Here is a 22,031-nt window from a genome sequence, read left to right on the forward strand (position 1 = left end):
ATGAACAAACTGGCATTCTTGTTCCCACTGTTGCTCGCCCCTTGCGTCGCTCACGCTGAGTCGCCACAAGGGGTAGAGTTTTTACATTGGTGGACTTCTGACGGCGAACAGCAAGCGCTGCAAACACTCAAAGCTCAGCTAAAACGGCACGATATTGAGCTGCTGCAAAGCCCGGTGCTAGGCGGTGGTGGCGACAGCGCGATGACGGTACTGCAAGCTCGCGCGCTGGCGGGCAACCCACCGAGCTTCGCGCAAATCGAAGGGCCAAGTATTAAGGCGTGGGATGCCATCGGTATTTTGCACAACGTCAACGCGGTAGCGGATGAGCAGCGCTGGGACGAGGTGCTCTACCCGCTATCTATCGAAATCAATAAAACACAAAACGGCTATATCGCCCTGCCACTTACGCTGCACCGCTTGAACTGGTTGTGGGTCAACCACAAGCTGCTTAAACAACTGAATCTTTCCGCGCCGAAAAATTGGCAAGAGATGTTCGCTGCCATGGAACTTGCTAAGCACAATGGCATTGTACCGATCGCAGTCGGTGAGCAGCCGTGGCAAGTCGCCCAACTTTTCGAGAACTTAGTGATCTCCACTGGCGGCGTTGAGTTCTACACCAATGCAATGGTTAAGCTTGAGCGAGACAGCATCGACAGCGAAAAACTGCGCCAAGCGCTGACGCAATTTCGTCGCCTGAGCTTGTTGATCGACAACCAATTACCTGACAGTAAGTGGGATACGGCGACCCAAGCGTTAGCCGACGGTCAAGCACTGTTTCAAATCGGTGGAGATTGGATTTTAGGTGAGCTGCTCGCCAATCAAGTCTCAGTCCCGCAAGAGGTCGGCTGTTACCCAACGCCGGACAGCGATGGTGTATTCCTCTACAACATGGACAGCTTGGTGTTTATGTCGAGCAAGTCGTTTTCTGCCGAGGCGGCTCAGCAAACCGCAAGCGCACTGGCAGACGTCGAGTTTCAAGCTAAGTTCAATAAGGTAAAAGGCTCGATTCCGGTACGCACCGATATCAACATCAGCGATTTTAATCCGTGTCAGGTCCAGTCATATCAAGACTTTCACTACGGCGTGAAACACAACCTCGCTGTGCCGAGTATGATTGATTCGATGGCGGTCAATCCGGTTGCTCAGCAAGCGATAAACTCGGAAATCTTCCGTTTTTACCGCAATCCCAAAATGGAACCCGACGAGCTGATAAAACGCATTATTGCTATTTCGCAAAGCGGTTAATGGCAATGAATTTGTGCCGAGATGGAATAAAAAAGCCCCAATGATTGGGGCTTGAGTAAAGCGAAGTATGCCGTTTAAAAATAGTGGAAGATCGGCGGTTCATGCATCAAGAAGTTTTGATGGGAGATGTTCCACGCATAGGCGCCCGCTAAGGTAAACACAACATAATCACCAATATCGACGTGGGCGACGTGTTGATTGCGTGCCAGCACATCTTTAGGCGTACAAAGCTGGCCGACAAAGGTCGCTTGTGTATGCTGAATTGGGTGAGAAATTTCGTGGTGTTGCTCGTTTTTCAGGATGACGAATGGATGATCATGGCTCTGCGCTGCTGGCGTGCGGAAGTGGTGAGTTCCTCCGCGTGCGATGACAAAGTTTTCGCCAAGATTTTGCTTAATATCCAGCACTTCCATCACGTAATAACCGCATGCCGCTGTGATGAACCGTCCGCATTCAAAACGCAGTGTCCAATCTTGAACTTGCTCTTTAGCGATGAGGAATTCCAACTTGTCGCAAAACTCCATCCACGGAAAGTGTTGCTCAGGGTTTTGGTAGTTGATGCCCATGCCGCCGCCCAAGTTGATCATTAGCTCACCGAGTTCGAACTCCTGTTGCCACGCTTTTACGACTTGGAAATAGCGCTGCATTAACGCTAAGTGACGCTCAACATCGAGCTGATGCGACATCAAGTGAAAATGGAAACCTTTCAGTGACACTTGCGGGAAATCGCGCAGCAACATCAAAGCATTACTCAGTTCGGACTCGTCCAAACCAAAAGGAGTCGGCTTGCCGCCCATCGCCAACTTGCTGAGCGTGATGTCGCCAATATCAATGTTCATACGCAAAAAGATCGAAGCAGGGCAGTTGAGGCGCTCGGTTAGCGCACCAATGCGTTGCAGCTCGGTGAGGCTTTCGACATGAATTGCATCGACATCAAGCTCAATCGCTTGTTGCAATTCACTTTGCATTTTTCCTGGGCCACCGAAGATCAATGGCTTATCGAGTTGTTGCTGGTGGAGGTGTGCCAGCTCCCCGCCAGATGCCGCTTCAAAACCATCGACATACGGCGCGAGTGTTTTGAGAACAGGGCCTGATGGATTGGCTTTGGCTGCGTAAAATAGCTCGACATTTTTCGGCAAAACGTGACGCAGTTGTTTGATGTGTTCTTCTAAGGCGTTTAGGTCATACACGTACGCGCACAAGGGTTGATTTTGCTGCTGTGCGAGCGTGTGAACTTGTTGGCAAACGAGTGTCGGTAGAGAGAGGGAATTAGACATGTTGCGCTCCTTTTTCGTGTTGCTGCCAAGGCGTGGCGACTTGGGTATAGCCCGACTCCTTATCGGCTTTTTGCATCAAACGCGTGGTGAAATTATTTTTGCTCGGGAAGTGACCGCCATTCAGCAACGCTTCTAGTTCCGGCTGTTTTCCATTCACTGATTGCCAACGCACAATGGCACTTTGCACCGCATTCCATAGCGTTTGCTCTAGTGGCTCGTCACCTTCTGCGATGAAGAAAATCGCTTCGCTGATATTGTTGATAAAGGTGCAGTATCCGATGCGATTCCAGCCTTGTTCGCGACTGTAGTAAACCGATTGTCGCGCGCGTTCAGACAAGTCAGTTAATGTTTCTGCTGGCCAAAACTCCGGCAGTAACTTGGTGCCTTCCAAATCACGAATCCAAACACAACACGGCATCTCTTGCTCAAAGCCAATCAAGGTGTTTTGCAAATGCGGCTCAAACGCCACCCCGTGTTTGAAGTAGTAATTAAACACGCCCGGAATTAGGCAATGCAAATAGCGTTCAAACCACAGTGTCGCGATGTCGGAATAGCGATTTTGCGTAGTACGCGCTTTGTTTTTAAGGCGTTGAGCAATGCAACTGTTGCCGTTTTTGTCGTAAGCAAACAGAGCGCCAGCGAGGGTTGGTTTTAAGATGTCGACTTCGCTCAGCGAGAAATTTTCGCGATACAAAATCCCAAACGATTCGCGCGCTTTGGTGTTGTCATCCCAATTACGCTCAGCGACACTTTCTAGATTTAATGTGGTGGCGTAAGGCTCTGTCATCACTTTAAATACAGGGTTGTGCAGCTGTTCGTTTTCTCGAATCGGTTTGAGAATCGACGTGAGCTGCACGGCGCTGTCGAGTTCGTACCACGCGTTTTTGCGCACGCAATTGGTTAATCGTACGTTGATGGAGAATTTCGCAAACCAGTCCATATCTGGGTGGTAGAGGGTACGAACTGAAGAGGTCGGCTGCATCTGTTCACCACCTAAACCCAGTGGCGTGATCTTGCCTTGCTCAATGGCACGCTTCACGCTTGGGTTGCTCAAAATGGTGTAGCTTTCCCAAGGATGGCAAGGGTAGAGGGTCTTCTCATTGCTGGTGGTGTGTTGTGGCGCGAGCTGTTGTAGCATGCGCTGCGCAGGGTTAGCGTCTCCGTCAGAACTCAGCACATCAAGTAAGGACGTATCCACTTCAAACCAGTACAACGGGACTTGCGCGCCGACTTCTGGAGAAAACGCCAAGAGATCATCCATGGTGACGCCCGAACGACTTTTCGGGGTCGGATGGAAAGTATGCCCCCAAATCAGAGACTGTTCCGAAGCGATAAACTCGTTGTGATGCGATTTGGGCGCGACGTTGAGAAACTGCTCGGTAACCAGCACGCTATTTTCTAGTTGTTCGATCAGCTCATGGTTAAACGGGATCGCCAACACCTGCTTGAGATAGTTAAGCAAAAGCGTAAGAGTTTGCGTGGCATCCAATTTCGCCCAACCAGATCCCGGCATTTTCGCCCACGGCAGTTCTGCCAATTTGATTTTGCCCAGTTTGCTCGCGTAGTGAATCGGCAAAACCAGCACGCCATTTTGTTGAGAAAGATGAACGGCTACCCGCTGCTTGGCGGAATAGTTGCGTTTTAACGTTTGGGGTAGCGATGTCGATTGGTAGTGCCATTCCACTTGTTGATTCGGTAGCGCAAATTCACGTAAGTAACAATTAAGAACACCCATTATTGTGTTGAGTTGGGCCTTCTCCCGATTGAGCTGCACATCATGCGCGCGCAACTCGCTAGTCTGAGAGGATTGAGTTTGTAACATGTTGATTTCCAAATTTTGAATGGAGAACCAGCGCGATCAAGGTGATTACGCTGACTATCGCAGAAAGTAGGAAAGGAACCTCAAGTAGCCCCAAGCTAGAAATGAAAGAAGCGCAAAATCCCGCCGCCACGCCACCCCATTTGGACATGGCATCAAAGCGAGAAAATACTTTGCCACTGAGTTTGCGATCCAGATTGCTCGCAAGATGCTGATGCAATCCGTGATAACAACACACCATCGCGATGCCAAAGATAATTCTCGCAGCAATGAGTGCGGTTTCGGACGCAATCAAATGCAAAGCAGAGCTCACGGCAAGCAATGCAAATCCGAGCCACAACGTGCGCAGCGGTTGATGGCGATTCAGCCCATCTGACAACACGTGGATTTTGCCTGCCAGCAACAGATAGACGCCATGCGGCAGTGCGTACAAAAAACCGATCCATGCGTGGTTAGTGATGCCATATTGCTGCACAAACGGCGAGAAATAAGGAAAGGTCATCACCATAGAAAACGCAAACCCAAATTGAGCAAAGAAGATCCAACGAATGGCATGCATTGCGTTTTTCTGTGCAACCGGTTTTTCTTGCTGAGGTTCTGAGTTTGGCTTTTCGAGGTTTTGGTCGGCGGGTTTATCCGCTGGCAGTGTAAACGTGATGCCCATAGCAATTAAAGGCAAAACGCATAACCACAGGTACGCGTTGAGTGGGTTGGTTTCGGACAAGATCCAGCCGAGCCCAATGGGCGCAACGATCAGCGCCAAACGAGCAGATAGTTGGGTTTTATTGAGTGACTTGCCGAGTGTTTTGGCTTCTTTAATTTGACTAGATAAGTAGCTGTTCGAGGCGGCCATGGTGCCGCCAAAGGTTCCTTGAACAATAAGACCAAACACAAACATGGCGAGGTTGTCTGCAAAGCCGCACAGCGCAAACCCTGCTGCAAGGCCAAGTTGCGCGCGCAAGAGTGAGCGGCGGCGACCGTAGCGATCAGCAAAGTTGCCCCAAAATCGCGCCGCCAACGCAGTACAAAACGTGGGTAGGATAAACAATACCCCAGCCCAGTCTGCATCAACGCTTGCGCCTAACGTTGGCAACACGACGGGTAGAAATAGCGGCATACCTAACGCGGCAAACGCAGCGATAAAGTGGCACAACAACACGCTGTAGATGAGTTTGGTCATAATCGTTTAACGTACGCTTTTTTTGATGGCTTCTAAGTAGGCGCGTTGCGCTTCTTCGCTAGAAAGCAGCAAGAAGTTCGGAGCCGACAAACCATAGAACTTATTGATGTCACTCGCGCCGGAGGCTTCTTTCGAGAGCAAACTGCCAGAGCTCAACAAGTATTTGGCGTACAAATCAGGTGCTTCTTGCAGTAACTCGCGTGCCAGTTTTGTCTCTAACCCTTCGCCTTCCAATCGGTTGAGTTGCTCTGCAATGCTTTTGGCCACGATGGCGTAAAGCGATGCTGAAGAGGCAATGCCCTTCGCTGCCATGGCTTCTACAATCGCTGCGATATCCAATTGTAATGTGATGGTGGTAAACATCTGACCGAGCGCCAATTCATTGTCGACTTTGATGCGTTGGTCGAGCAGTTCATCACAATCCACGGGAGTTGTTCCTGTTCCGTGTTTTTGGGCGGCATGCTCCGTTGCGAAGTTGAAGCGTTCAGGCCAAATTCGCGCCGCGTCGTTGTCTTTCATCGCGAGCGTCATTTTGCCCTGTTGATCAAATGCAATGATGGCGTTTTGCTGGTTGGACTCCAATGCGATGCCATAACGAAGCCACAAGGTGAGGTGCACTTGGCATAATAGATCGACGTAATCTTGGAACCACGCCAGCGTATCTTGTTGATAGTAATGTTCTGCCAAATGTTCTAAGAACAAGCGGTCGTCAGGCATTGGGCTTGCTAGTGCTGCAACCGGAACTAACGCTTTGTCTTCGCAATGAGTAAGTGGGTACTCACGTACGATGTACGCGAAGGTTTTATCATCGCCGACGTGTCCACCGTGTTTTTCGTTGCAATGGAACAAGCGACTGTTTAAATCGGCGTCCGTTTGTTCAAGGTGGCTGAGTAGGCGTTCAAACCAGTGGCCGTCATACAGTGTTGAAGGCTTGATTAAGCGAATATTTTTCGTGCCTAGCGATCGCATGATCAGCGGAACCTTGATGTGAATGTGCGGTGCCTCGTTGACGACCACAGTACGAACGGAAAGCGTCGGCGTCACGTCTAGATACGTTAAAGGCGCTTCTATCACACCTTCGGGTAAGGCTTCTAAAGATCGCAGGGTGAGCGGGTGTGCAGGGAACAGAACGTGGCTCAGTGCAAAATCAGCAGGAAGCCCCACTTGCTCCATGGTTGGCCAGCAATCAGGTTGTCCGCTGGTTAATGTTACCAGTGATTTTTCAATCGCAATCCAATGCAGAGCAAAGCTTTGTGCGAACTCGGGCGCGTACTTAGCAAGGTCTTCATCGCTCAGGCCAAACTTCGCCCGCGCAGTTGGATAGTACGGGTGGTCAAGGTAAGAAGCGATCTGGTCGGCTAGCAGCAGTTTTTGATGCCAAGAACCAAGCTCGGATATTGGTTGAGAAATGTGGTCTGCGTGATGATGAAACGCTTGGTCACACAGCGCTTTGTGTTTCTCTGCACATTCCAGTTCTTGAAGGTATCCCGCCAGCAACTCGTGAGAGCTCTCATGCGCCAGTGTCGTTAGTAGCGCAATCCACTCTTTGTAATGCTGTTGATGCTCGATTTGGCCATTTTTCTCCACCCACCAACCTGGTGGTGTTTCGTCATTGGCGTGACCGTAGCGCCAGTGCTGCATGTAATACGTTGGCGCAACAGGTAAATACAACGTGAAATCAGAGTTGGCAAATATCAGCCAGACTTGCTCGTCTTGAGGAACAATTACCCCTTTTGGCGCGTCTCTACTGAACTTGGCCTTCGACAAAATGCCAAACATGTCTTCGCGTAAGCAAGTGTCGATCAATCGTTGCGTTAGATACAAAGCGTTGTCATTCATGCTGCCACCTCACGAGTCGGAGCTAGATCGAAATTGCTAAGCGCGTTCTGCAGCGCTTGGTCGAGGTTTCGCCCTGATGGTGAGACAATCGAAATTCGGGCGAGATAATCCTTATTGGAATAACTCTGTTGGAAGTGTTCTCCAGCGGTTTTTAGTACCTGTTGCTGGGTGATGATATCGTCATCGTGTTGGATGAACGACGTCGAACCTCCGTCAATCACACCACTGTGTTCCGCAACTACGTAGTGCACGTGCGCTGACCCATGAATTTGGTAATCGCCGTCCAATCTTCGACCCAGATGCAGACCCAAAATCGTGCTAAACCAACCGAAGGGAGCGAGATTGTTGAGCAAGAATTCGCGGCCATCTCCAATACTGCGGTAGTTAATTTCCACCAGAACCGGGCCATTTTCCGTAATAATAAATTCGCTGTGGCAAACTCCAAAACCAACGCCGAACGCTTTCAGTTGAGCCAAGCAAGCTTCTCGGTGAGCAATGCCGTTTGGTCCGTTCCAGTCTGCGGCGGTTTCGATAAAGTAAGGTGGCTCAGAGAGCGACACATCAAAACCGCCCACGGCGATAAGTTGGTTACCGTCTCCTAAAGTTTCGAGCGTAACCAACGGTCCTTGAAGAAACTGCTCCACCAGAATGGCGGCGTTTGGGTGCTTTTGCCAAAACGCCTCGCAGTAAGCATCGAGCTCGCTTTGGGAGTCACAGCGCTGTACATCTAAACTTGCCACGCCTTCTTTGGGTTTTGCTACGACAGGGAAGGCCATGCCTAATGCCACATTCGAATGGCGATGCAGCAAACAGCTTTGTGTGTTGGGTAAGGATTTTTCATTTAACACTTGTCGAGTTAAGTGTTTGTTTTTGGCCTTTAACGTGACAGACCAATCTTTGGATGGGAGGCCAAAAAATTGCGCGCAGATGGCGGTGGAAGTTTGTAAGTGATCACTATTGCTGAAAATAGCGTCTGGCTTTAATTCATGCTCCGTGATGGTTTCGATGAGTTCTAATGGGTTGAAGACATCACATTCTAGAATGGTATCCGGATTAAAGTGACTATCATGACTCGCCAACTCTAAATGGCTGAGCTTATGGTCGGTGATAAGAACGACGTGAAGGTCCATCGCTTTAGCTGCAGGCACAAAGCCGTGAGTGACTGCATCGTTAACGACATGACTTACGATAATCATCGTAGATTTCATGAGCTTTCCTAATTTTCTAACATTTTCTTCTAACGTTGATAAAGTCGCTCACGGTCGTCTTCCAATGTGCCTCTCTCGAGACGGAGGGCAGAAGTTTTAGTATTTATTGTTATGATATTTGGTTTTTTTTGTTGTTAGTTGTGTTTTTAGGGTAAATAAATATAGAGCATAAAATTAATATTGCAAATAGAAATAATATTTGTTCTTATTTCCATCCGTTGGCTTTATAACAACTAAACGGAATTATGGAATGAATAAATTATTGACCCTGACCCCCTTGGCGGTCGCGATTGGTTCTTCATTAGTAGCACCAAGCGCAGTGGCTTCAGAAGAGACGAACTCAACCCCATCAGCAACTGAAACGATTCAAGTCTTCGGTCATCAGTACGAAGGTTATGCTGAACACATGCCTCAATCAGGCACCAAAACCGATGTGGAATGGCTTGATGTGCCACAAGCGGTATCCGTAGTAACGAAAACAGAAATGCAAGACCGAGGCGCGGTGCGTTTAGTGGATGCGCTAGATGGGGTAGCCGGGGTCAATAACACCTTGGGCGAAGGCAGCCGCGATCAGTTCATGATCCGTGGTTTTGATTCACTCAACGATATGTACCGTGATGGCTTGCGAGATGACGGTACGTTGCAGTCTTACCGCAGCTTAGCGAACGTTGAACGCGTTGAAATTGTGAAAGGCCCTGCGGGTGCTTTGTATGGCCGTGGTTCGGCTGGGGGCATCATCAACTTGGTGACGAAACGCGCTAACGGTGAGAATTTTACTCACGTAAACGGTAGTGTAGGCAGCAACAACCAATATGTTGGTCAGGTCGATAGCTCAATGGCGTTTACAGATAAGGTCAACGGGCGTATTAACTTGGAATACCGTCAAGCCGACTCGTACGTTGATCATGTTGATTCAAACGATTTCTTCATTGCACCGACCATTCGTGTGTTACCAGCGGATGGTCACACCATTGATGTTGACGTGGAATACGCCCATCAAGAATTAGTGCCATATCGTGGTGTGCCATCAAAAAATGGCAAGCCAGTTGATTTGCCAGTAAGCACTTACTTTGGCGGCACAAACGACTATCAGGAGTCAGACAGTCTCCGTATTGCGGTGGATTACGAATGGCGTCTGAATGATCAATGGGTATGGAACAACCGAGCGGCGTTCAACCATATCGAACTTGAGCAAAAAGGCACGCGTCAGGGCAAAGTGACGGGTAATGAAGTGTCTCAAACCGTCAACAACTTTGGTTACGATCCACGTACTACGACCACTTTACAATCTGAGTTGGTTTGGGAAACCAGGGACAATCAATTGATGGTGGGTGCAGATTTCAACCAGATCGATATCGACCTAACGTTGGCAAGTGACAAAACGCTTCCTCCGCAAAATATATACGACCCAGTCGTTGGTCCAACGCCTGATCCGGGCTTTAAGCCATTTCGTGACAATACCACCACCACGACAGGTTTGTATGTGCAAGACGTCTATACGTGGGGCGACCTTTCTTTGATCGGTAACGTGCGTTACGACTCGATGGAGCTCGAACAACAAAAAGCGGGCTCAGATAAGGAAAAGTTGGATGATGACAAAGTCAGCTACCGTGCTGGTTTGGTATACCGCATCAATTCCGACACATCCGTATACGCCAGTTTAGCGCGCTCTTGGCAGTTACCGTACGCTGGTATCTACATCAATCCAAAATTGGCGGAATTCTTCCACACCGACTTAAAAGAGGTGGGTGCGAAAGCGTACCTTTTGGATAACGCATTAATGTTGAATGCGGCACTGTTCCAGATTGATCAAGAGCAACCACAAACTAACGTGGACGGCGATGTGATCGATAAAATTGAAGTGCGTCACCAAGGCATTGAATTAGAGGCTCGCGGCCAAATCACCAAACAGTGGGACATCTCTGTTGGTTACAGCTACTTAGATGCGGAAGACAAAGCCACAGGCAAAAAGCCTAACGATGTATCAGACCACTTGTTCTCTCTTTGGAGCACTTACCAATTGGATGACAACTGGCGTTTAGGCGGTGGTGTGAAGTACGTGGGCGACCGTTACGCAGGTAACGACGAAGCCGTCGCACTTGGCGATTACACAACGGTGGATTTGATGGCGGCGTACACCACTGGTCGTCACAAAATCCAAGCGAACGCTTACAACATTTTGGATGAGAAATACATTCTTGGCGCAACAAACGGCACGTCTGGCTTAAACCAGATTGGCTACGGCGCACCAGCCGAGTTCATGCTCAGCTACGGATATCAGTTCTAGGCTTTTTGTGCGTAGTTAGCGCCTGTTAGCCGATTTTTTCCTCATATTGAGGATGTTTAGCCCCTAGAGCCTACGGGATGTATTCTGCCCGAGGCTCAATTTCTCGCAAAGGAGATCTTAATGTCTTACCAGAATTTGGATGGTAAAGTGCGTGTACGTGCTGGTTTGTCTACCACTTACAGTGTGCTTGCGATTGCAATCGCTTCTGCCACATCCATGAGCGCGGTTGCTGCTCCTGCTAAAAAAGAACAAACTACCACGATGGAAACCGTCGTTGTCACTGGTAGCGTGATTGGTAAATCTGAAATTGAAGACGTCAAAGAGTACCCAGGTGCTCGTACCGTCATTACCCGCGATCAAATCGAGAAAACCGCCGCAGGCTCGATTGATAACGCGCTACAGCGCGTGCCGGGTATTAAAGTTCAGGATGAAAGCGGAACGGGCGTATTGCCTAACATTTCCGTACGTGGTTTGAAAGCAAGCCGTAGTGGTCATGCTCAGTTCTTGATGGATGGTGTACCGCTAACACTTGCGCCATATGGTCACACTGGTCAGTCTATCTTCCCAGCAACACTGTCGATGCTTGATCGTATTGACATTGTACGCGGTGGTGCCGCAGTACAGTACGGCCCAAACAACGTCGGTGGTGTGATCAACTTAGTGACCAAACCGATTCCACACACGTGGCAAACTGAAATCAGTAACCGCCTTACCGTGTTTGATGGCGGTGATGCGCCGCTGAATGATTTTTACCTACGCACGGGCGGCTGGTTAAGCGACACATTTGCACTACAGTTGGAAGGTAACTTCCTAAAAGGTGAAAGCTTCCGTGAACATTCCGATACGGACGTGAAGAACTTCCAAGCCAAAGCACAGTGGCTACTGAGTGACACTCAAGAGATTCAAGCATTCCTGCAACGTTACGATGCTGAAACGCAAATGCCGGGCGCACTTTCGCCACAAGATTACGAGCAAGATCGTCACCAATCGAAACGTCCTTACGATGATTATGAAGGTAAGTCGACGCGCTGGAGTGTTAAGTACATTCACGATTTGCCATTTGCCGACAGTGCCGAGCTAGAAGTGCTAACGTTTGGCCATAAGTCAGAGCGTCTTTTCAAGTGGGGCTTTAACAGCGCGGGTGGCCATTGGGCGGATCCGGCTCTGCCAGCGACGGACGTTCGTACCTCTCCACGTGAATTTACCGTGTATGGTATAGAGCCAAAAATGGCGATGTACTTTGGCGAAGGTAAATCCGTTACTCAAAACTGGATCGTGGGTACCCGTTATGTTAATGAAGACATTGACTACAAACTCACTCAGACTCCAATCGCCGGTGGTGCAACCAGCGTTCCGCGTGATTGGCATCTAGATACGGACGCGTTTGCTGGATACGTTAGCAACGAAATTGGTTTGTTCAATGATACATTGAAGGTAACGCCTGGGTTGCGTGTTGAGTCGGTTCGAATGACGTTTACCGATCGTGGTAAAAAACAAACGGCAGACAACACCGTGACGGAATGGTTGCCAGGTTTGACGGTGGCATACAACTTAACTGACCAGTGGGTGACGTATGCGAACGCGCAAAAATCACTTCGTGCGCCACAAATTGCCTACATCCGAGGTTTGGGTGAAGAAGGTAGCGAACTGGCTTGGAACTACGAAGTCGGCGCGCGTTACACCCAAGATGCGACCAGCTTTAACGCTGCACTTTATCGCATCGACTTTGAAGATCAATTGCAATGGCAAAGCTCAACGCAGACCTTCGATAACATCGGAAAAACACTTCACCAAGGCATAGAGCTTTCTGCTCGTTACGTGCCTGAAGCACTACCTGCACTGAGTTTAGGCGCAAGCTACAACTATCTAGACGCTACGCTTGAAGAAGAAGGCACGAATAAAGGTAATCAACTGCCTTACACCTCTAAGCATCAGCTTGGTTGGGATGCAACCTACGCATTTTACGGCATGGACACCACGCTATCGGGCTTCTACTTTAGTGATTCGTATACCGATAACGCCAACACCAGTGCCGAAGATGCAACTGGCGCAACGGGTAAAGTACCATCTTACATGGTGTGGAATTTCAACTTGGGGACGGATTTATACAAAGACGACAAAGGCAAGTTACGCATGAATGTTGCGGTGAACAACTTGTTTGACGAGGAGTATTACTTCCGCGGGATTGATACAAGCCCAGTTGGTCGGTACCCAGCTCCGGGACGCTCTTACACACTGGATCTGAACTATCAGTTTTAAGCGTTTCGTTCACCGAGTTTGAAAAGAAAAGTCGCCAATTTACCTTGGCGACTTTGCCGATCTTAGGTAATGGAAAACTCTTAGCACTGGAAAAAAGCAAGATGAAAAATAAAAAACAATTTACGATCAAACACTTTTCAACCGTTTTGCTGATGCTGTTGAGCTCAGCTTTGATGTCATTTAGCGCATTTTCTCAGGCGCGCAGCGTGCAAGATGAGCAAGGCACTTTTGAGCTAGAAGCGATACCTCAACGTATTGTGGTTTTAGAATTTTCGTTTGTCGATGCATTAGCGGCAGTCGATGTCTCACCTGTAGGCGTCGCCGATGACAACGATGCCACACGAGTCATTCCTGCTGTTCGTGCCAAGGTTGGTCCTTGGCAATCGGTCGGCATGCGCTCGCAACCGAGTTTAGAGGCGATTGCGGTGCTCAAGCCGGATTTGATCATTGCTGATGCAGAACGTCATCGCGCGATTTATCAAGATTTGCAGCGAATTGCGCCAACTTTGCTGTTAAAAAGCCGTGGTGAGACATATCAAGAAAATCTCGAATCCGCACACAAAATCGGCGTGGCAATTGGCAAACAAGCGAAAATGACACAACGAATTGAGCAGCACAAACAGACAATGGCGGAGTTCAAACAGCATTTTGCAACACAAGAAACCATTCAGTTTGGTGTGGTTTCTGACAAAGGGATGTGGCTGCATAGCCCGGTTTCTTACGCTGGGGGCGTTTTGAGTACGCTGGGCATCCAAAGCCCGCTGGCTCCATCTGAGCAAAAAGCGTATATCCCAACCAGTTTTGAACTTTTACTAAAAACCAACCCTGATTGGTTGTTAGTTGGACTTTACTCTCAACCAAATATTGTGGATGAGTGGCGCAAAAACCCATTATTTAAGCTGCTAACCGCTGCGAAAAAACAGCAACTTGTTGAGGTCTCTCCTGAACTGTGGTCGTTAAATCGCGGCATGTTGGCTGCGGAAGAAATTGCCCGCAATCTTGAAGCGTTATTGGAGCGCTCATGAGTGCGGCGATAAGCTCGGAAAGCGCGTCTTCGGTTAGCAAATCGCATTGGAAAGCGAGCTTGTTTGTCTGTGCTATGGCGTTGTGTACGCTCTCAGGCTATGCAGCCTCAATGATTGGCTGGTCCAACTTTTCTTTGAGCGTTAATGATCTGACAAGCTATTGGTTTGCGTTTGATGAGGGCAATATGCTGCATCAAATCCTCGCGACGCTGCGTGCGCCTCGTGCCTATGCTGGGTTATTAATTGGCGCTTCGCTTGCGGTATCCGGAGTGCTGATGCAAGGATTAACTCGTAACCCTTTGGCGTCGCCATCCATTCTCGGCATTAATGCTGGTGCGGCTTGTTTTATGGCCTTGGCGTCCATCGGCGTACCATTCTTTAGTCAATTGAACCCAATCATCAACGCAGTACTCGGCGCGCTACTAAGTGGTGGTGCGGTCATGTTGTTGGGCGGTTTTTTTTCCGCGCGTTCTCACCCATTGCGTTTAGTGCTAGCGGGCATTGCCATCAGTGCACTGCTGATAGGGTTAACTCGTGCGTCGGTAATTTTGGCGGATGACATGGCTTACAGCGTGTTGCATTGGTTAACGGGTTCACTCTCCGCGGTAGATTCTGAACAGTGGCAGCAACTGTGGCCTTTTGCGACTTTAGGTTTGGTGCTCGCCATGGGCTTAGCGCGAAACTTAAATTTACTCGCGTTGGGGGACGAAGTTGCTGTTGGGCTAGGTGGTAACATTCGTCTTACGCGATTTATCAGTGGTTTAGCGGTTGTGCTGTTGGCAGGAACTAGCGTAGCGATTGCTGGGCCAATTGGCTTTGTCGGGTTGTTAGTGCCGCACTTGGTACGCCCGATTGTTGGTCACAACTATCACATTCTCATTCCGGTTTCCGCCTTGTGTGGCGCGGCATTGGTGACGTGGTCAGATGCTTTATCACGAGCGATTGCTTTTCCGGCTGAAACGCCAGTGGGCGTGATTACCGCGCTGTTGGGCACACCATGCTTTATCGCGATTGCAATGAGGAAATCATCATGATGAATCAAACCAAACTGTTTGCATTAGTTGGATTGTTGCTGATTGCGTCTTCTCTCACGCTGTTTGTTGGTGCGGCGAACATGTCGGCTCAACAGGTTTTTGCATTACTGTTTTCTTTCTCTGACTCGGACTTTGTGATTCACCAATATCGATTACCGAGAATGTTGCTCGCCATTGGCGTGGGCGCTGGGTTGGGGCTGTCAGGCGTTTTAGTTCAAGGCGTCATCCGTAATCCACTTGCCTCACCAGATTTAATGGGGATAAGCGCCGGAGCAGGACTGGCCGCTACCGCTTGTTTGGTGCTGTATCCGAATGCGCCAGTGGCAATGTTGCCGATGGTCGCCATGGCGGGAGGCTTGCTTGCTGCTGGCTTTATTGCTGTGCTGGCTTACTGGTCGAAACCAACACCAGCACGTTTGGCGCTGATTGGTGTTGCTGTCAGCGCATTTTTAGCCAGCGGTATCGATTTTCTTCTGATTGTGCACCCTATCGAAATCAACACGGCGATGGTATGGCTAACCGGCAGTTTGTGGGGACGAAATTGGCAACAAGTGCCGTTTATTTGGAGTGCTCTATTGCTGCTACTACCATTGGCGTTTTGGCTGGCTTGGCGGCTAGATGTTATGGGACTGGGAGAAGAAAGCGCCACTACACTTGGCACGAAACCAAGACAGATCCAAATTCTTGCGTTGATTGCTGCCGTGCTATTGGCGAGTATCAGTGTGTCTGTGGCAGGCACGATCAGCTTTGTTGGCCTGCTTGCGCCGCATCTTGCGCGTTTGCTGTTTGGCCACAACCACAAGTTGTTGATTCCAGCCGCTGCAACCCTTGGCGCTTTGTTGGTGATTAGCGCCGATGGTTTAGCGAGAGGCTTACAGCCACCAATTGAGCTACCAGCGGGAGTGCTGACATCTGTTATTGGCGCACCATATTTCATTTTTCTTTTGTATCGTTATAGAGGTTGGTAAGCATGTTACGAACGCAGAACTTATCCGTCGCGTACGGCAAACAGACCATCATTCCAGATCTCTCTTTGTCGATTCCTCAAGGTAAAATTACCGCACTAGTTGGTCCAAATGGTTGCGGTAAATCGACACTATTAAAAACCTTGGTACGCATCAATAAACCCGCTTCTGGCCAAGTGTTGTATGACGACAAACCACTAAGCAGCTACGGTGATAAACGCTTGGCGCGTTCGTTGTCTTTGCTGCCGCAGATTCTTGTCAGTCCTGAAGGTATTACCGTCAGAAAACTGGTCGAATATGGCCGCTCGCCTTATCTCTCTCATTGGGGCCGGTTAAGTCAACAAGACAAGACCTTAGTCGAGCAAGCAATGCAAGATACTGGCGTGATTGAGTTTGCTGACAAGCCAGTTGAATCGCTGTCTGGCGGTCAAAGGCAAAGGGCGTGGATTGCGATGGTAATGGCGCAAGATACCGACGTAGTGATGCTTGATGAGCCAACCACTTACTTGGATCTCTCTCACCAAGTTGAGCTGATGAAACTCATGAGGCAGATGAACGACAAAGGCAAAACAGTGGTCGTAGTGCTGCACGATCTAAACCAAGCGTGCCGTTACTGCGATCATTTGGTGGTGTTGGAAAAAGGTCAGTTAGTCACGCAGGGAACACCGCAAGAGGTACTGACAGAGGGTATGTTGGCATCGGTGTTTGATTTACAAGCGAGAGTATTTAACGACCCAATCTCAGGCACGCCGATGTGTGTGGCGGTGTAGGTTTACGTCTTTCGAAAGCTATCTGCAATAAAAACGTCGATCCATAAAAACAAACCCCGCTAGTAACAAAGTCGCTAGCGGGGTTTGTTGTTTTTAAGAGCGTCCTTAATGTGGCGTTTAAGCCAGTTTAAATGTTGCTACTTTCGAGTTGAGATCCTCAGCTTGCGATTTCAGCTCAGCAGATTGATTCATCGATTCTTCGGCACCAACTACCAAGTGATCGGTCACATCTTTAATGGACGTGACGTTTTGCGTGATTTCATTGGTTACGTGCGTTTGCTCTTCGGCGGCGGTCGCGATTTGCGTTGCCATATCGCTGATCAGCGCAACGGCCGCGTTGATTTCATCCAGAGCCAGTGCTGCGCGATCAGCATCTTCCACCGAACCTTGCGCGAGCTGAGAGCTTGTATCCATGATGGCCACTGCGCGTTGTGTGGTTTGCTGCAAGGTCTCGATCGTCGAGCGAATCTCTTCGGTTGAGGTGTGTGTGCGTTGTGATAGCACGCGAACCTCGTCTGCAACAACGGCAAAACCGCGACCTTGTTCACCTGCACGCGCCGCTTCAATCGCCGCATTCAGAGCCAGTAAGTTGGTTTGCTCTGCGATGTCTCGAATCGTTGATAGCACGGTTGAGATGTCTTGCGCGTGCTGGTTGAGCTCACCGATGACAACGCTCGCTTGGTTGACTTCAGAAGACAAATTATTGATGGACGATTTGGAGTTGATCACCAACTCATGACCGTTTTGTGTGCTTGCTGAAGAGTCTTGAGCGGCTTTAGCCGTCTGCTCTGCATGTGCTGCAATCTCTTGCGTTGCCGATGCCATTTCAGTCACAGCGGTCGCCACCATAGTGATTTCTTGTTGCTGATGGTTCAGATCGGAAACCGATTGATTCGCGCGATTCGTGCTCAGCTCCGATTGTTGGCTCAGTTCTTCCGCTTGGTGACGAATGTGACCAATAAGTTGCTGCAAACTTTCAACGAACTGGTTGAAGTTTTCAGCCAGCTCACCAACTTCGTCACGGTTTTCTACTTTGATGCGTTGAGTTAGGTCGCCGCTGCCGTTTGCGATTTGTGCGAGCGCATTCGAAACGTTGTAGAGCGGACGGAACAAGATGCTACATAGCAGATTAAACAAAGCTACACAGATAACGACGACGATGGTGGTTGCGATGATCTGATCCCAAACAGCATCGTAGAGTGGGGCAACCAACGAGTTTTGATCTAACACCGTCACTGTTGTGAGCTTGGTACCCTCTATGTGGCGCGCGTAAATCACATATTCGGTGCCGTTAATAGAGACGCGACGCTCTGTACCTGAACGTGCAGCTGACGTAATGTCGTTGTTGTTGAGGCCTAGCTTGCTAACCGGTTGATTCAGCAGTTTACCGTTGTTATGAGTGAAAATATTGCCCTGTTCATTGGCAATAAACATATAACCTTCACCCGGTAGGATCACTTGGTTCAGACTGTTCAGGATATCACCGATCTCTACGTCAGCACCCAGAACGACGGTTTGACCATGCAATTGCAGGGCTTTACCGAGCGACACCACATTCGCACCAGTTGCAGCAGCAACGGTCGGGTTATCCATAAAGACTTTCGATGGGTTGGCGATTGCATTGGTGTACCAGCCCCACTTACGAGGATCGTTATTACCTGGTGGCAAAACCACCCCATTAGCGTTGTCTTGTGACCCGTCCGGGTAAGCGAGGAAAACGTTATCGAACGCGCCAGAGTCTCGGACTTGTTTCAAATGTGTAACCAGAGAACGTTTCTCTGAATCAGAAGAGAGTGAAGTCAGTGCGCGCTCTTTAGAGAGTAGCCAGTCCTTTACGTATTGATTGTAAGATGCGCTAGTGCTTTCTAGTCGCTGTGCGACTTCGACATCGAGCCTGTTTAATGAATCTCGAAAAGACAGCCCCTCTACCAGCACTCCCCCGAGAATGATGGCGGCACTGGCAGAGATTGCCAGTTTGTTTTTTAATGATAGATTTTTGAACATAAAGCGAATAATAGATCTTTGAATAATAGTTGTTGTGTTTTTATTCTCATCAGTGCTCTCTGCGCTGTTGAATATGCAGCAGAAAGTCAGATTCGAATCTGTTCAATAATTATATTTTATTGCTCAAAATAAATACTGACTCCATGTCGCGAATTTGAGTTTTACATCAAATAAGCAAAAGGATTTGGAACGATATTTTTTATGTATTTGTAAAGTAAGGATTTGTCGATTTTTGTAAATGAGAATTAATTTCAACAAATGGTGATCTTTATCACATTTGCGTATTTGATAATCCATTAAAAATGTGAAGGTTATAGCACCGGATATATATTGATTAGCTTAATCATTGTTATGGGCAATCGTTATGCGCAGTATATTGTTAGTCCCCGCGTTATTAGTGTCAGGGTGTGCTCTGATACAACAGTCGACGCCGATTCAACCTGACGCCAACTGGCACGTGGACCAGTTATCGAACGGTATGAAATACCATCTTTATCCAACAGAAGACCAAGAAGTCTCGGTCCGTTTGGTGGTGAATATCGGCTCATTCCAAGAAACATCTTCTCAAAAGGGTTACGCTCACTTTGTTGAGCATATGGCGTTTAATGGTAGTGAACATTTTACCGGTAACGACGTTGTCAAACTTTTCGAGCAATCTGGTGGTAGCTTTGGCGCTGATATCAACGCTTTTACCAGTTATCAGCAAACGTCTTACCAGCTTGACCTTGCGAATAATACGAAGCTAGAAGATGCCCTGAAGTGGATGAGAGATATCGGTAACGGACTTGAGTTTGCTCCTGAGCAAGTAGAGAAAGAAAAAGGGGTGATTCTTGGGGAATGGCGACGTGCTAATCCGGATGATAAGTCCTTTTCTATGCATGCTTACCAAGCCTCGATTGAAGGCACTATGTATGGTGAGCATGACCCAATTGGTACTCGCGAAGCGATTCAAAACGCTTCCTCGAGTAAGTTAAAGGCGTTTTACGACAAATGGTACCAGCCACAAAATGCCGAGTTGATTGTGACTGGTAATATCGACGTAGATTCACTGTCCAAGATTATCAAAAGCAAGTTCTCGAACTGGGAAAGTACCTCGGATACGGTAATAGAGAAGCGCCGTGATATTCGAGTGAACAACGAAAACAGAATCTTGCCAAGTAACACGATGGAATCACCCAGTCTTCATTTAGTGATTGAGCGTGGTCTAAGTGGCGGCACGACGATTGAGCAACAACATGAAGTGTGGCGTGATGAAGTCGCAACACAACTCATTCAACAGCGTTTGATCCGTGTACTCAGTGATGCCGCTGAACCTTTTCAATACGCTTATGCAGAGCCCTATTACTCTAACTATCAGCGTATGATGTCGGCAGGGATTTCGTTTGCACCAGATCGCCGCGAACAAATGCACCAGACTTTCATTCGTACCTTGGCGTCGTTGAGAGATTATGGTGCGACTCAATCCGAGTTAGATAGCGTTATGTCAAATTGGCAAGGTGAACTTGCAAATATTGATTCAGATTGGAGTCAGCGTAAGCCAAACAGTTACGCAGAAGCACGTGTTTTTCAAATTGGACAAGACAGTGTCAGCCAATCAAAAGAGAATTATGCCCAGAGTTTGGCAGAATTCATCAACAACGAGAATTTAGAGAGCATTAACACACAATTGACGGCTTTGTTATCTCAGCAGCCAAGCTTTTTTATTGGTTTGGGGAAAAGCGAAACGTCAGAACAGTTCAATGGTGTATTTGCCGCTCTAAACAGTGCCTATCTTCAAACTGGCGAAAAACCGTTAGAGATGTATGACAAAGTGGATGGATTCTTAAAGCCTACCCAGGAAGGCAGCATCACGAGCATGCGTCAGGAAGCGGGTGGTTTTCAAGTCTATACGCTATCAAACGGTGTCGAAGTGTGGTTCCAAAAAGATACTAAAGCGGGTGGTCGAGCGTATATTTACTATGCGAGCCAAGGTGGTAAAGCCGCTGTTGATCCGACGTTGTATGCCGCTTATGAAATCGCAGCAACAACGGCAATACGCAGTGGGTTAGGGGCATTTTCTGGTTCAGAGCTAGATAGCTACTTACGCAAAAACAACATTGCGCTTGGCGCGATGCTTGATGCGACCAGTCACGGAGCGCAAATTACGGCGCCAAATACGCACCTAACTGATGCTTTGAATGGACTATACAACCTAGCGACGGAGATTAAAGTCGACGAGCGCCAGATGGCGGCAGCGAAGCAAGAGTTTAAACAGCAGAGCGGCGCTTTTTTTGAATCACCGATGGGCAAACTGATTCAAAAAGCAAACGGCAATTCTTATTTGCCGGGGAGTCGTCATCGTATAGTGTCCAGTGATGATGTTGAACAAGTGACTTCCGAGCAGATACTAGCGGTGCATGAGCAACTTTTCAAAACCAATGATGGCTTTAAGATGGTTATTGTTGCAAACGTAGAGCCGGAAGAAATTACACCACTTTTGCGTAAGTATGTGGCCTCTATCGAAATGAAACCGAGTCGTTCGATTGATTATCACGTTGCGTTTAACCCGGAAGTACCGGAGCGAACTGTGGTTGCGGATGGGCATGAACCTTCATCGTTGTATGTAATGCGTTTGACTAATACGAGCGATTACCAACGTACGGCAAGAGACACGGTTATCGAAGATATTTTGCAACGTATTAGTAATGCACGTGTTTTGGATATTGTGCGAGAAGAGTCTAGCCTTGATTACAGCCCGAGCATTTACACCATGACACAAGATCGCGAACCCATCTCTGATTGGCTCTTGGAGTCTCAAGTCGAGCCCGAAGAGGTGGCACTTTTAGAGAGTAAACTGGGCAAAGTGTTTGATGGTTTAGCGTCAAATATTACCCAAAAAGAAGTGGATACGGCCGCGAAACAACTGGCAGTCGCGATGCAAGGATTGGATGACAATCCAGCACAGAGATCATGGGCATATACTCGTTATTTGGTGCATGATTACGGCGTCGATGTGTTGCTTGACGTTGAGAAAGTGGCTAAGAGTGTGACGTTAGATGAAGTGAAAGCGCATGCAAAATCAGCTTTTGGTCCACAAGCAAAACGCTCGGTGATGGTTTTAAATCCGGCCGAATAATCAC

Annotated in this window: 14 protein-coding genes; 8 read left to right on the forward strand and 6 right to left on the reverse strand. The window is 48.4% G+C overall.

The annotated features are described in order from the left end of the window. Nucleotides 1-1,245, forward strand: coding sequence for an ABC transporter substrate-binding protein (locus R8N46_RS00890; RefSeq protein WP_086047188.1), 1,245 nt, complete (start codon nt 1-3; stop codon nt 1,243-1,245). Nucleotides 1,246-1,319: 74 nt separating this feature from the next. Here R8N46_RS00890 and R8N46_RS00895 read toward each other — a convergent pair whose 3' ends face one another. Genes R8N46_RS00895 through R8N46_RS00915 form a run of 5 tightly spaced genes read right to left on the reverse strand, consistent with a single transcriptional unit; the run spans nt 1,320 to nt 8,568 of the window. Then, entirely contained in the window at nt 1,320-2,522 is a 1,203-nt protein-coding gene (locus tag R8N46_RS00895; RefSeq protein ID WP_213972088.1) for a type III PLP-dependent enzyme, read from the reverse strand. Beyond that, a complete protein-coding gene (locus R8N46_RS00900) occupies nt 2,515-4,344 on the reverse strand; it encodes an IucA/IucC family protein (RefSeq protein ID WP_115386860.1) in 1,830 nt (609 codons plus the stop codon). Before R8N46_RS00900 ends, R8N46_RS00895 begins: the two co-directional genes overlap by 8 nt. Then, a complete protein-coding gene (locus R8N46_RS00905; protein WP_115386859.1) occupies nt 4,316-5,521 on the reverse strand; it encodes an MFS transporter in 1,206 nt (401 codons plus the stop codon). The genes R8N46_RS00900 and R8N46_RS00905 overlap by 29 nt, the downstream gene beginning before the upstream one ends. Nucleotides 5,522-5,527: 6 nt before the next feature. After that, nucleotides 5,528-7,360 (reverse strand): IucA/IucC family protein, encoded by a 1,833-nt coding sequence (locus R8N46_RS00910; protein WP_104980231.1) that lies wholly within the window; start codon nt 7,358-7,360, stop codon nt 5,528-5,530. Continuing rightward, nucleotides 7,357-8,568: an ATP-grasp domain-containing protein gene (locus tag R8N46_RS00915; RefSeq protein WP_005383468.1), complete on the reverse strand. Its 1,212-nt coding sequence runs from the start codon at nt 8,566-8,568 to the stop codon at nt 7,357-7,359. The genes R8N46_RS00910 and R8N46_RS00915 overlap by 4 nt, the downstream gene beginning before the upstream one ends. Nucleotides 8,569-8,818: 250 nt before the next feature. Here R8N46_RS00915 and R8N46_RS00920 point away from each other — a divergent pair, with 250 nt between their 5' ends. From R8N46_RS00920 to fecE, 6 genes are all read left to right on the forward strand, one after another. Continuing rightward, entirely contained in the window at nt 8,819-10,855 is a 2,037-nt protein-coding gene (locus tag R8N46_RS00920) for a TonB-dependent receptor (RefSeq protein WP_115386858.1), read from the forward strand. Between the two features lie 120 nt (nt 10,856-10,975). Next, nucleotides 10,976-13,114: a TonB-dependent siderophore vibrioferrin receptor PvuA gene (gene pvuA, locus R8N46_RS00925; RefSeq protein WP_115386857.1), complete on the forward strand. Its 2,139-nt coding sequence runs from the start codon at nt 10,976-10,978 to the stop codon at nt 13,112-13,114. A gap of 101 nt (nt 13,115-13,215) precedes the next feature. Then, nucleotides 13,216-14,139 carry a Fe(3+) dicitrate ABC transporter substrate-binding protein FecB gene (locus R8N46_RS00930; protein ID WP_042522223.1) on the forward strand — a complete coding sequence of 308 codons (924 nt, stop codon included), beginning with the start codon at nt 13,216-13,218 and terminating at the stop codon, nt 14,137-14,139. A gap of 74 nt (nt 14,140-14,213) precedes the next feature. After that, nucleotides 14,214-15,173, forward strand: a complete 960-nt coding sequence (locus R8N46_RS00935) for a FecCD family ABC transporter permease (RefSeq protein WP_370687806.1) — start codon at nt 14,214-14,216, stop codon at nt 15,171-15,173. Continuing rightward, entirely contained in the window at nt 15,170-16,141 is a 972-nt protein-coding gene (locus R8N46_RS00940) for a FecCD family ABC transporter permease (protein WP_213910562.1), read from the forward strand. The genes R8N46_RS00935 and R8N46_RS00940 overlap by 4 nt, the downstream gene beginning before the upstream one ends. Nucleotides 16,142-16,143: 2 nt before the next feature. After that, nucleotides 16,144-16,908 carry a Fe(3+) dicitrate ABC transporter ATP-binding protein FecE gene (gene fecE / locus R8N46_RS00945; protein WP_054575393.1) on the forward strand — a complete coding sequence of 255 codons (765 nt, stop codon included), beginning with the start codon at nt 16,144-16,146 and terminating at the stop codon, nt 16,906-16,908. A 117-nt stretch (nt 16,909-17,025) separates the two neighbouring features. On the opposite strand, the gene R8N46_RS00950 is transcribed toward fecE, so the two are convergent. Further along, nucleotides 17,026-18,912 (reverse strand): methyl-accepting chemotaxis protein, encoded by a 1,887-nt coding sequence (locus R8N46_RS00950; RefSeq protein ID WP_042522218.1) that lies wholly within the window; start codon nt 18,910-18,912, stop codon nt 17,026-17,028. Between the two features lie 364 nt (nt 18,913-19,276). Here R8N46_RS00950 and R8N46_RS00955 point away from each other — a divergent pair, with 364 nt between their 5' ends. After that, entirely contained in the window at nt 19,277-22,027 is a 2,751-nt protein-coding gene (locus tag R8N46_RS00955; RefSeq protein ID WP_213910561.1) for a M16 family metallopeptidase, read from the forward strand. Nucleotides 22,028-22,031 lie beyond the last annotated feature (4 nt).

This window comes from Vibrio sp. 1874, assembly GCF_033344395.1.
In the GTDB taxonomy this organism is placed as follows: Bacteria; Pseudomonadota; Gammaproteobacteria; order Enterobacterales; family Vibrionaceae; genus Vibrio; species Vibrio alginolyticus.